The organism is Bacteroides eggerthii (genome assembly GCF_025146565.1).
Taxonomy (GTDB): domain Bacteria; phylum Bacteroidota; class Bacteroidia; order Bacteroidales; family Bacteroidaceae; genus Bacteroides; species Bacteroides eggerthii.
In genome coordinates, this window is sequence record NZ_CP102258.1 from 210,047 (window position 1) to 223,402 (window position 13,356).

General features: G+C 46.2%; 5 protein-coding genes, 2 tRNA genes and 3 rRNA genes. All 10 read right to left on the minus strand.

What is annotated here, in order from left to right:
- Positions 1 to 82: 82 nt before the first annotated feature.
- Positions 83 to 1,087 carry a beta-ketoacyl-ACP synthase III gene (locus NQ546_RS00875; protein WP_004288268.1) on the minus strand — a complete coding sequence of 335 codons (1,005 nt, stop codon included), beginning with the start codon at positions 1,085 to 1,087 and terminating at the stop codon, positions 83 to 85.
- A 120-nt stretch (positions 1,088 to 1,207) separates the two neighbouring features.
- Complete coding sequence (gene rpmF, locus NQ546_RS00880; protein ID WP_004288267.1) at positions 1,208 to 1,393, minus strand: 50S ribosomal protein L32; 186 nt, start codon at positions 1,391 to 1,393, stop codon at positions 1,208 to 1,210.
- 12 nt (positions 1,394 to 1,405) lie between these two features.
- Complete coding sequence (locus tag NQ546_RS00885; protein ID WP_004288264.1) at positions 1,406 to 1,990, minus strand: DUF177 domain-containing protein; 585 nt, start codon at positions 1,988 to 1,990, stop codon at positions 1,406 to 1,408.
- A gap of 321 nt (positions 1,991 to 2,311) precedes the next feature.
- A 5S ribosomal RNA gene (gene rrf, locus NQ546_RS00890) occupies positions 2,312 to 2,422 on the minus strand.
- Positions 2,423 to 2,515: 93 nt separating this feature from the next.
- Positions 2,516 to 5,395: ribosomal RNA gene (locus NQ546_RS00895) — 23S ribosomal RNA — on the minus strand.
- A gap of 144 nt (positions 5,396 to 5,539) precedes the next feature.
- Positions 5,540 to 5,612: transfer RNA gene (locus NQ546_RS00900), tRNA-Ala, on the minus strand.
- A gap of 13 nt (positions 5,613 to 5,625) precedes the next feature.
- A tRNA-Ile gene (locus tag NQ546_RS00905) sits at positions 5,626 to 5,699 on the minus strand.
- A 135-nt stretch (positions 5,700 to 5,834) separates the two neighbouring features.
- Positions 5,835 to 7,360: ribosomal RNA gene (locus tag NQ546_RS00910) — 16S ribosomal RNA — on the minus strand.
- The 16S, 23S and 5S rRNA genes sit together here with 2 tRNA genes alongside, the layout of an rRNA operon.
- A 2,014-nt stretch (positions 7,361 to 9,374) precedes the next feature.
- The gene (locus tag NQ546_RS00915) at positions 9,375 to 10,589 is read right to left on the minus strand and encodes an IS256 family transposase (RefSeq protein WP_004292403.1); all 1,215 of its coding nucleotides are present in this window, start codon (positions 10,587 to 10,589) and stop codon (positions 9,375 to 9,377) included.
- An 87-nt stretch (positions 10,590 to 10,676) separates the two neighbouring features.
- A complete protein-coding gene (gene xyl3A / locus NQ546_RS00920) occupies positions 10,677 to 13,265 on the minus strand; it encodes a xylan 1,4-beta-xylosidase (protein ID WP_004291193.1) in 2,589 nt (862 codons plus the stop codon).
- Between the last annotated feature and the right edge of the window lie 91 nt (positions 13,266 to 13,356).

Sequence of the window (13,356 nt, forward strand, 5' to 3'; positions counted from 1 at the left end):
CGTATTTAAATTGAGACAAAAAAACGCATCGAATCGAAATAGGATGCGTCTTTTTATCATATCTTATCAGTAAACGTTTACATTACTGTTTCTTTCCGTCATAGCCCCATTTCACGTAAACAGCTCCCCAGGTAAACCCGGCGCCGAATGCCGTAAAGATAAGATTATCACCTTTCTTCAGTTTCTCTTCAAAGTCCCAAATACAAAGCGGAAGCGTACCGGCACTTGTATTGCCATAACGATCGATATTAATCAGCACCTTTTCATGAGGAACTTCCAGACGGTGCGCCACAGCATCAATGATACGCAGATTGGCCTGATGAGGAACCACCCAGTCGATAGTGTCTTTCGTCAGATTATTCTTTTCTGCAATTGCTGCGCTTATATCCGACATATTTGATACAGCGTATTTAAATACTGTACGCCCCTCCTGATAAAGATAATGCATGTGATTGTCTATCGTGAAATAAGAAGGAGGACAAACAGAACCACCGGCTTTCAGATGCAAGAAAGGCAGACCTTTTCCATCTGTTCTCAACATGGCATCCATAATGCCTAATTCTTCTGTTGTCGGTTCCAACATGAATGCCGCTGCACCATCACCAAAAATCGGGCAAGTGGCGCGGTCGGTATAATTCACAATCGATGACATCTTATCAGCACCAACAATAATAACCTTCTTGTATCTACCCGAACGGATAAAATTCGCAGCCGTCTCCATCATATAGAGGAAACCGCAACAAGCCGCCGACATGTCGAATGCAAAAGCATTCTTCAGTCCAAGCTTATCACACAAGATAGATGCAATAGAAGGAAATTGATAGTCCGGAGTAGAAGTAGCTACAATCACCAAATCAACATCATCCGGATTAGAACCCGTACGCTGCATCAACTGCTTTGCTGCTTTGCGCGCCATGTACGATGTTCCCAATCCTTCTTCGTTGAGGATATGTCTTTCCTTAACTCCGATACGGGTCATAATCCATTCATCATTGGTATCCACCATTTTTGATATCTCATCATTCGTCAAGATATAATCAGGTACATAGCCGCCGACTCCTGTAATTACTGCATTTATTTTTTCCATTAAATTTGTTTACTTATAAAAACACCTAAACAACGGCAGTCTAAAAAGGTTTGCTCATTGAATGTTGCAAATCTTTTTAGACGTCCGATATTCAAGTATAAGTTTAGTCAAACTGCTAAATTAAACAGCAGCCTCTTTCTCTACTGCCAGCTTACCACGATAGTAGCCACATGCACCACATACAGTGTGATATACATGCCATTCACCGCAATTCGGGCAAATAGCCAGTGTAGGAGCTACTGCTTTATCATGAGTTCTTCTCTTTGCAGTTCTTGTTTTTGACTGTCTTCTCTTAGGATGTGCCATTTTCTTTAATCTTTAATTGTTATCTAATATTTTCTTTAATTCGTCCCAACGCGGGTCTACCGCAGTTTCCGTATCATCATTTACAAGCTCATTACCTGCTTCATCCGGCACAAAGGCATCTTCATCCATTTCATCATCCGGAGTAGTGCGTAAATGCTTGCTCAGCTTGCTACTCATCGCCTTGTTGCACTTACCCGGAGCATGCACATGCTTCATCGGAATGGCCAAAGCTATAAACTCATACATGAACCATGCCACATTGATCTCTCCCTCTTCCTCCGGGATCACAATGAGGTTGTCTCCTTCCTCAGCATATTCATGTCCAAACTTCACCAGCAACTTGTCTGTGGAAGAGACAGGCTGCTCCATATCATCCAGACAACGGTCGCATGGAACCCACACTATTCCGTCTGTCTGAAAGTTCAATTCGAAAGCACGAGATGTTTTCTTTACAACCAAAACAACATTGACTTTACCCTTCTGTACTTCAGGGCTATCAATATTAGCGAAGAAAAGATTATCCAATACAAATTCATATCTGCATGAATCTGCCTGCATACCTTTCAAATCGATTTTGTATTTATCAAACTTTCCCAAAGCTTCTTTTTATTTATTCGGGCGACAAAGATACAAATAATTATCCTCATTATGTAGTATTTAGGACAAAATATTCACTTTTTATATTCATTTCACCCTGTTCCGATTGGCAATAGATTTGATATTAGACAAAAAGAATGAAATAAAAGTTGCCCATTTTCCTAAAAAACATCGTTTTTCACCAATTTTGTTCTGTAAAGATAACAATAAGATAACAAAGAAAAAAGAAAGAAGGAGTGAAAACGGAAAAAAGACAGATGAAAGGGTAATATCCGGATACAAAAAAAGCCCCTGTATCTTCCGATACAAGGGCTTCATCAAAAACGGCGACTACCTACTCTCCCACTGTTACGCAGTACCATCGGCGTGACTGAGCTTAACTTCTCTGTTCGGAATGGGAAGAGGTGGAACCTCAGTGCTATAGTCACCTGAATAAGGCAGACATGATGTGAAAAAAGTAAAGCAACCACCGGCAATACTACGAAAACCGGTACGCTGAACGTATATACCACCCATACTGGGTAAAACCAAAAGTGAACGGGCAATTAGTAATGCTCGGCTATGACATCGCTGCCTGTACACCTGCATCCTATCAACGTCATCGTCTTTGACGACCCTAAGAAATCTAATCTTGTGGCTGGCTTCGTACTTAGATGCTTTCAGCACTTATCCAATCCCGACTTAGATACCCGGCAATGCACCTGGCGGCACAACCGGTAAACCAGAGGTCAGTCCAACACGGTCCTCTCGTACTAGTGTCAGAGCCACGCAAATTTCATACGCCCACGATAGATAGAGACCGAACTGTCTCACGACGTTCTGAACCCAGCTCGCGTGCCACTTTAATGGGCGAACAGCCCAACCCTTGGGACCTTCTCCAGCCCCAGGATGTGACGAGCCGACATCGAGGTGCCAAACCCCTCCGTCGATATGAGCTCTTGGGAGGGATCAGCCTGTTATCCCCGGAGTACCTTTTATCCTTTGAGCGATGTCCTTTCCATACAGAAACACCGGATCACTATGCTCTAGTTTCCTACCTGATCGACTTGTAAGTCTCCCAGTCAAGCGCCCTTATGCCATTACACTCTACCGACGGTTACCAATCGTCGTGAGGGCACCTTTTAGAAGCCTCCGTTACGCTTTTGGAGGCGACCACCCCAGTCAAACTACCCACCAAACAGTGTCCTCGCAACGGCGAGTTAGAACTCAAATAATCAAAGGGCCGTATTTCAACAGCGGCTCCACAAATACTGGCGTACCTGCTTCGAAGCCTCCGGCCTATCCTACACATCAATTACCCAAATTCAATGTTAAGCTATAGTAAAGGTTCACGGGGTCTTTTCGTCCCATCGCGGGTAATCGGCATCTTCACCGATACTACAATTTCACTGAGCTCACGGTTGAGACAGCGTCCAGATCATTACACCATTCGTGCAGGTCGGAACTTACCCGACAAGGAATTTCGCTACCTTAGGACCGTTATAGTTACGGCCGCCGTTTACTGGGGCTTCAATTCAATGCTTCTCTTGCGATGACATCTCCTCTTAACCTTCCAGCACCGGGCAGGTGTCAGGCTGTATACTTCATATTTCTATTTTGCACAGCCCTGTGTTTTTGTTAAACAGTTGCCTGGACCGATTCTCTGCGCCTCACCATCACTGATGAGGACCCTTTATCCCGAAGTTACAGGGTCAGTTTGCCTAGTTCCTTAACCGTGAATCACTCAAGCGCCTTAGTATATTCAACCCGACTACGTGTGTCCGTTTACGGTACGGGTACCGTTAGGATTAAGTTTAGCGGATTTTCTTGGAAGTATGTTTACACGCACTATTACATTGTTCGAAGAACGCTGTATACTATCAGGTTCGACTCTTCCTGCGGATTTGCCTACAGGAATCAACATCTACACCCTTCAACCATCTATTCCGTCAGATGGCGGCGCTGTCACTGCTCCGTCTCCACATCACTCCTAAAGGTAGTACAGGAATATTAACCTGTTCTGCCATCGGCCTCGCCGTTCGGCTGAGCCTTAGGACCCGACTAACCCTGATCCGATTAGCGTTGATCAGGAAACCTTAGTCTTTCGGCGAGGGGTTTCTCACCCCTTTATCGTTACTTATACCTACATTTGCTTTTCCACACGCTCCAGCAAAGCTCACGCTTCACCTTCGACGCAGAGTGGAATGCTCCCCTACCGATGTTTACACATCCCAAAGCTTCGGTAGAATACTTAATGCCCGATTATTATCCACGCCAAACTCCTCGACTAGTGAGCTGTTACGCACTTTTAAATGAATGGCTGCTTCCAAGCCAACATCCTAGCTGTCTTAGCAATCTGACTTCGTTAGTTCAACTTAGTATTCATTTCGGGACCTTAGCTGTTGGTCCGGATTGTTCTCCTTTAGGACATGGACCTTAGCACCCATGCCCTCACTCCTGACATAGAACTGACACGCATTCGGAGTTTGTCAAGACTTGATAGGCGGTGAAGCCCTCGCATCTTATCAGTCGCTCTACCTCATGTCAGTATAAGTCAAGGCTGCACCTAAATGCATTTCGGGGAGTACGAGCTATCTCCAAGTTTGATTAGCCTTTCACCCCCACCCTCAAGTCATCCAGAAGCTTTTCAACGCTTATTGGTTCGGTCCTCCAGATGGTGTTACCCATCCTTCAACCTGCTCAAGGGTAGATCACTTGGTTTCGCGTCTACTCCTTCCGACTATACGCCCTGTTAAGACTCGCTTTCGCTTCGGCTGCAGATCTCAAGATCCTTAACCTTGCCGGAAAAAGTAACTCGTAGGTTCATTATGCAAAAGGCACGCCGTCACTCTTGCGAGCTCCGACCGCTTGTAGGCGCATGGTTTCAGGAACTATTTCACTCTTCTGTTCGAAGTGCTTTTCACCTTTCCTTCACAGTACTGGTTCACTATCGGTCTCTCGGGAGTATTTAGCCTTACCGGATGGTCCCGGCAGATTCACGCAGAATTCCTCGTGCTCCGCGCTACTCAGGATACCACTAGGCTTGGGTTGGCTTCGCATACGCAGCTATCATGCTCTATGGCTGTACTTTCCAGAACATTCTGCTCACCAACTTTCATGCCACATCGTGGTCCTACAACCCCACATATGCCGTAACATAGGTGGTTTGGGCTGGTCCCCGTTCGCTCGCCACTACTAGGGGAATCATTATTTATTTTCTTTTCCTGCAGGTACTAAGATGTTTCAGTTCCCTGCGTTAGCCTTCTGCTATGCAGAATGATTGGTCTTCAACCAACCGGGTTGTCCCATTCGGAAATCTCCGGATCAAAGGTTATTTGCACCTACCCGAAGCTTATCGCAGCTTATCACGTCCTTCATCGCCTCCGAGAGCCAAGGCATCCGCCATGCGCCCTTGCTTACTTTTAGTCTTACCGACAACGTATGGTCGATATATACTTTCAGCTTTAACTTTACTTTTTTACGTTACATCATGTCAAAGATCGTTTTATCAGGGATTAACAATGAACTGTCAGCTGTTAAGTGACAACGCCACCGTTAATATGACAAGAGTGGAGAATAACGGATTCGAACCGTTGACCCCCTGCGTGCAAAGCAGGTGCTCTAGCCAGCTGAGCTAATCCCCTTCGTTTCCGAAGTAGTCCCAGGCAGAGTTGAACTGCCGACCTCTACATTATCAGTGTAGCGCTCTAACCAACTGAGCTATAGGACTGTCAGTCAAACCCTCACCCTAAGGCTCGGCTTCTACTTTCTCTTTATATTAATAAACAATCTTCGCAGTACAAGAGGTTCTTATGGAAGCAAACTTCAAGAACCAGCTTCTTTATTCGTAAGAGCGTCGCTCCAGAAAGGAGGTGTTCCAGCCGCACCTTCCGGTACGGCTACCTTGTTACGACTTAGCCCCAATCACCAGTTTTACCCTAGGACGCTCCTTGCGGTTACGTACTTCAGGTACCCCCGGCTTTCATGGCTTGACGGGCGGTGTGTACAAGGCCCGGGAACGTATTCACCGCGCCGTGGCTGATGCGCGATTACTAGCGAATCCAGCTTCATGGAGTCGGGTTGCAGACTCCAATCCGAACTGAGAGAGGTTTTCGGGATTAGCATCCTGTCGCCAGGTAGCTGCCTTCTGTACCCCCCATTGTAACACGTGTGTAGCCCCGGACGTAAGGGCCGTGCTGATTTGACGTCATCCCCACCTTCCTCACATCTTACGACGGCAGTCTCCATAGAGTCCTCAGCATGACCTGATAGTAACTATAGATAAGGGTTGCGCTCGTTATGGCACTTAAGCCGACACCTCACGGCACGAGCTGACGACAACCATGCAGCACCTTCACAGCGGCCCGAAGGCTGTAATGTTTCCACTACATTCCGCTGCAATTTAAGCCCGGGTAAGGTTCCTCGCGTATCATCGAATTAAACCACATGTTCCTCCGCTTGTGCGGGCCCCCGTCAATTCCTTTGAGTTTCACCGTTGCCGGCGTACTCCCCAGGTGGAATACTTAATGCTTTCGCTTGGCCGCTGACTGTGTATCGCCAACAGCGAGTATTCATCGTTTACTGTGTGGACTACCAGGGTATCTAATCCTGTTTGATACCCACACTTTCGAGCATCAGCGTCAGTTACAGTCCAGTAAGCTGCCTTCGCAATCGGAGTTCTTCGTGATATCTAAGCATTTCACCGCTACACCACGAATTCCGCCTACCTATGCTGCACTCAAGGCGCCCAGTATCAACTGCAATTTTACGGTTGAGCCGCAAACTTTCACAACTGACTTAAGCACCCGCCTACGCTCCCTTTAAACCCAATAAATCCGGATAACGCTCGGATCCTCCGTATTACCGCGGCTGCTGGCACGAGTTAGCCGATCCTTATTCATACGGTACATACAAAGGAGTATGCATACTCCACTTTATTCCCGTATAAAAGAAGTTTACAACCCATAGGGCAGTCATCCTTCACGCTACTTGGCTGGTTCAGACTCTCGTCCATTGACCAATATTCCTCACTGCTGCCTCCCGTAGGAGTTTGGACCGTGTCTCAGTTCCAATGTGGGGGACCTTCCTCTCAGAACCCCTATCCATCGTTGACTTGGTGGGCCGTTACCCCGCCAACTATCTAATGGAACGCATCCCCATCGATAACCGAAATTCTTTAATAGTGAAACCATGCGGAAAAACTATACTATCGGGTATTAATCTTTCTTTCGAAAGGCTATCCCCGAGTTATCGGCAGGTTGGATACGTGTTACTCACCCGTGCGCCGGTCGCCATCGATTGAAGCAAGCTTCAATCATGCTGCCCCTCGACTTGCATGTGTTAAGCCTGTAGCTAGCGTTCATCCTGAGCCAGGATCAAACTCTTCATTGTAAAAGTATTGTTAATCACTCCATAGGAGTGGTTCTTGCTCTGTTCAGGACGCTCGAATTTAAAAAAGCTTTTCAATTACCTATATATTAATAAGTATTGACGGTTCTTTTTTTACCCAGATACATATCTTAAAAAATTAAGAATGTACCTGCTCTTGTACTACTTGTATTGTTTATGTAAATCTGTTCAAAGATCGCTTGTTTTACGATTGCTTTTCTTTTCAAAAGCGGATGCAAAGGTAAGGACTTTATTTCATATCTTCCAAATATTTTCGGAAGTTTTTTTTTTTTTTTTCTTTCTTCAAATCATCTCTCTTGCGAAAGGAAGAACAAAGAAAAAGAACTGTCGTTACCGCCCGGGTTTCAAAAAGATTGTCAAACAACGCTGCTCTCATTTTGAAAGCGGGTGCAAAGGTAAGAACTTTATTTCATATACTCCAAATAAATCTGAAGTTTTTTTTCATTTTCCTTTTTAAAGGCGGTATTCATGAAACAAACAGCACCAAATAACAAGAAAAAAGGAAAGGGTTCCTACTCCGTTTCTGTCAGAATGTCAAACTATCGCCGCCCTCGTTCTCGAAAGCGGATGCAAAAGTAGCGGATTTGGGAATACGCACCAAATATACAAAGCCTTTTTTACCGGAAATATCAAAACTTTTTCATAAATGACTGATTGACAAACAGGTTGCAGAACATGATTTTTTAAAGGAAAACAAAGGGGGAAGGAAGACACACAATATATATACACACGCACGTACGGGCGGGCGAATGGGCGGGCGTAAGGACGGACGGGTAAGACGGGGGGGGGCAGGTGTATATGGGGGGAAAGCGCATGTCGGCGTGCATGGAGAGGAAAAACGGGCGGTTTCAAGCCGGACATTACCTGTAAAAAGCCACATAACAGCGGTTTAGTCATTACAACCACAAAACGGACACCCAAATAGCCACCCTATTACGCTTGTTATCAGCAACTTGAACAGGCCCAACAACCACCCCTACAACCAACAAACGGACACAATATAAATAATAAGAAGATAAGATATACTACCGTATATCTACCGGGCAACCGAAAAAAGAAAGGAAGAGGCGCGGAAAGAAAGAGAAAAAGCAGGGGAAGGAGCATAAAAAAGGAAAAAACAAAAGGATAATACGTTTGAGGAAAACGGATGATGCGTTTGAAGGAAACAGATGATGCGTTCGGGGCAAACGGATGATGTGTTTGAAGTAAACAGACCATCCGTTTTGCACCGGCACGACGATGCATGATTCTCTGAATTCATTATCTTTGCCAGTCACTTAAATTTATACACACTGCACAAAGCCCTTCGCTACCTTTATCCGCAACGCTTGCGCAAAGATATCGGATGGAAGTTATGCAAGAAAAGTAAATATCTACAGTTATGACAGTGTAAACATCTACCAAGCAATGGATTAAGGACGGAAAAGTGTAGTTTCTCACATGATTATACGGAGGGATCCGGAATCATAACGGAGTCTCACTATGACAATCCCCCTGCCAAGACTTATGCACATAGAGAAGGACTTCGAGCAGCAAGTCAGGTGCATCGGAAGCGATACAGCCCTCGTGATAGTGGAGGTTATGGCTCGGAAGTTGACGCATCATCGGTTAAAAACAAGAAAACATTATGTTAAATGTTAACAGAGATGACATTCAACTAAACCATGTTATAAAAACAGCAGAATAGAAGGGAAAATTTGGAAATAACAGGAAAGAGACTACCTTTGCAATGTGTTTTTCATAGTATTAGATTTAAGGTTAACAAAAAGATTGGCTGTCTGGGAGAGATAGCCTTTTTTTATGTCTCACTGTACAGCCTTAACACATATAATAAGAAAGTGAGAGTGTATCAGGCCTCCCGACACACTCTCACTTTCTTATTATGAAAAATGGAGACGTAAAATAAACTGTGTCATGCGGCGTTTTCTTCCAAGCTCATCGGTCGGGGATCGGCCAGCGCCAAGGGGGTGCACCAGCACTCCCGACGAGCGTAAAGTTACAACAATTTAAATCTGTCTCCAAACTTTATCGCTAATTGTTGTGCGATGGCCGCCCAGTTGGCTATGGGCATGGTCCATTTCTTGCGTATGTTGCGGTAAGCGAGATAAACCAACTTTTCAAGGGCGGTGTCGTTAGGGAACACGCCCTTGTTTTTTGTCACTTTCCGCACTTGGCGGTGATAGCCCTCGACTGTATTCGTGGTATAAATCATACGTCGTATATCCGACGTAAACTGGAAGTATTCAGTAAGCCTTTCCCAGTTATCCTGCCAAGACTTGATAACGATAGGGTATTTCTCACCCCATTTTTCTTCCAGATTAAAAAGTCCTGTCTCAGCGGATTCCTTATTTACCGCACCATAGACATGTTTCAGATCCCTCATGAACTCTTTTTGGTGCTTGCTGCCGACATACTTGATGGAGTTACGTATCTGATGGACAATACAGAGCTGGACAATAGTATCAGGAAACACACTTTGGATAGCGTCTGGGAAGCCTTTCAATCCGTCAACACAAGCTATGAGTATGTCACAGACACCACGGGTCTGCAAGTCTGTCAATACATTCAGCCAGAAGTTCGCGCCCTCATTCTTAGAGATATACATCCCTAACAGATCCTTATGTCCCTCGCTGTCCAGAGCCAGTACATTGTAAATCGCACGGGTTACGGCACAGCCTCTCTCGTCCATTACCTTATAATGGATGGCATCCATCCAGACTATCGGATAAACGCTGTCCAGGCTACGGGAACGCCATGCCTTTATTTCCGGAAGTACACGATCGGTGATGGCGCTAATTGTCTCAGCAGACACACGATTACCCAAGTTCTCCTCCATCCAGTCACTTATCTCACGTGTGCTGTTTCCCAAAGCATAAAGTCCGATGATACGGTCTGCAACACCTTCTGCAAGAATGGTTTCACGCTTTTTTATGAACTGGGGTTCAAAGGTGGAGTTACGGTCACGAGGGGTAGATACGGTGACTTCTCCCATCGAAGTCTGTACTTGTTTTTGCATCTTGCCATTACGACGGTTGCCACTCATGCGTTCATCCTCAGAAAGATGAGCGTCCATCTCACCTTCAAGGGCAGCATTTAATATACTCTCCAACAACGGAGCAAAAGCACCGTCCTTACCTAACAAGGGTTTACCAGACTTCAACTGTTCAAGAGCCTTGTTCTTGATACTTTCAAAATCAAATTCTTCACTCATAAAATAAACTGTGTTAGCAAAGTTAATATTTTATTCTTTTCCTTAGCTGACACAGTTCAAATTACGGACTCTGAAAAATTCAAAGAACTATTCTATTACAAAACTTCCGCGTTGCAAGTCCTGATCCTGTGAGCTTCTTCCCACCATTATGTCATACTTGCCCGCACAGACCCGCATCGTATTGCTTTGGGCATCCCACCATTCCAACTCTTTGTCCTTCAGGTCAAACTCAACGTTGACACTCTTTCCGGCAGGTATATAGACGCGCTTGAAAGCACGCAGGGTCTTGCCCGGTCCTTCTGCATCATCTTGCTTCTTGAGATAAACCTGTACAACCTCTTCACCGTCGCGCTGACCGCTGTTTGTAACGCTGACAGCCAACTTCAAAGGCTCTCCCTGTTTGATCTGCTCTTTGTCCAATGACAGCTTTCCATAATCGAAAGTCGTATAGCTCAATCCATAACCGAAGGGGAACAACGGTTGTTGGGTCATATAGCGGTAGGTACGTCCTGTCATGTTATAATCCTCGAAGTCGGGAAGCTGGGACATATTGCGGTAGAAAGTCACCGGCAGGCGTCCTCCCGGGTTATAATCGCCAAACAGCACCTCTGCCACAGCCGTTCCACCTTGCTGACCGGGATACCAAGCCTGCAGAATAGCTTCACAATTCTTGGTTTCCGGTTCCAAAGCAATGGGCGAACCGGAACAATTCACCAGAATAATCTTCTTGCCGGCACGATGCAGGGCACTAATCAATTCGCGTTGAATGGCCGGCAGTTCAATGTCTGTACGGTCGCCGCCCTTGAAGCCCGGAAGATTCACTCCCATTTCCTCACCTTCCAAAACAGGAGAAACACCGCTGGCGAAGACTACAATATCAGCATCTTTCACGCGGGCAACAGACGCATTGATGTCCACTTTTTGCTTAAAGCCTATGTCGAAGTTCAACTGTGCGTCGCTTCTGAAATATTCAAAGTCGAGCTCAATCTCATAAGGAGTGCCCGCTTTTACCTGCAAGGTATAGTTCAGCGATCTGCCGCCATGCATATTGGAGAAACGTTTCACTTCCTCACCATTGATGCGCAGACGACCGGAACCGTATGTATAGATCTCGAATACTACCTCACCCGATTGCTCAGGAGTGAGCACACTATTATAAGTCGCAGAGAAGTCCGTCAGGTTTACGCCCGGTGCAAAGACCGTAGCTCCCGATGTGCAGAAGCGGAAAGGAGTGGTCACCTGCGTAGTGGTCACCGGATCGCCTTCATGCTTTACGTTGTTCCAGTAACGTGCAGTAAATCCTTGTCCGGCTGCCGATTTGCACTGGCTGAATACACTTTGGATCAATGTTCTTTCCACCCAGCTGCACCCCTGTTCATAAATCAGTTTATCATCCGCACCCAAAGCCTTGCGTATACCGCCCAGAATGGTGACTGTGTGCGGCGGCATGCCGTTGTAATTTCCCCACTGCATCACAGAGTCATTGGCATTGGGCCCCATAACGGCTACGGTCAGCCCGCCACGCTTCAGAGGGAGGATATTGCCTGTGTTCTGAAGTAATGTCATGGATTTGCGGGCCATGTTCAAAGCCAACGAATCGTGTTCGGCCGAAGCCACCACAGAGAAAGGAATCTTTGTCCAAGATACGTTGTCCGGATCATCCATTTCTCCCAAAGCAAAACGGGCTTCCAGCAGGCGCATGACTGCCTTATCAATGTCTTTCTCATTGATCTGACCTGCGCGGACAGCCTTTACCAATGCCTTGTAACTGGAGCCACACTCCAGGTCCGTACCGTTCAACACAGCTGCAGCCGAAGCAGACTCGGCATCAGGATACGCCTTATGCCCATGTTCATTATAGAAATCGGCAATGGCCCCGCAGTCGGAAAGGATGATACCGTCGAAGCCCCAATCGTTGCGAAGGATTTGCATCAGCAAACGGTTGCTGCCACAACAAGGTTCTCCCTCAAAACTATTATAGGCACACATCACCTCCTTCACTTTGGCCTCTTTCACCAAAGCCTCAAAGGGCGGCAGATAGGTTTCATACAAATCGCGCGCACTGAGGTCCTCTACGTTGAAAGAGTGGCGGTTCCACTCGGGTCCGGAGTGTACGGCGAAGTGCTTGGCACAAGCATGCAGCTTGTCGTACTTGCCGTCATTGGTTCCTTGCAGGCCTTTCACCACCATAACCCCCATACGGCTGGTGAGATAAGGATCCTCACCGTAGGTTTCGATGCCGCGGCCCCAACGCGGGTCACGATAGATATTCACTGTGGGCGTCCACATGGTAAGCCCTTGATAACGCGCATAACTTCCCTGTGATGCGTAATTTGCATTCTTTGCACGCGCCTCATCCGATACGGCACTGAACACTTCATATACCGATTCCGGCGAGAAAGACGCCGCCATCCCTATCGGTTGGGGAAAAACCGTAGCCAGTCCGGCACGCGCCACGCCATGCAGCGCCTCGTTCCACCAGTTATAGGGTTTGATGCCCAGACGCTCCACTGCCTGGGAGTTGTCCATCATCAACGCTACCTTTTCTTCCAAAGTCAGTTCTTTCAATAAAAGTTCCGCTCGCTTTTCGGGAGCCAACGAAGTAGTTTTGTACGTAGGCTGGCTACATCCTACCAGTAGTAGAAGCGGCAGCCAATAGATAAGTTTTTGTTTCATGGTTATTGTTTTAAAAAATCATAGTAATCAGATTCATTTACCTCACAAAGATACAGACTTACTCCATATACTATTGTGCCGGACGTTTCAT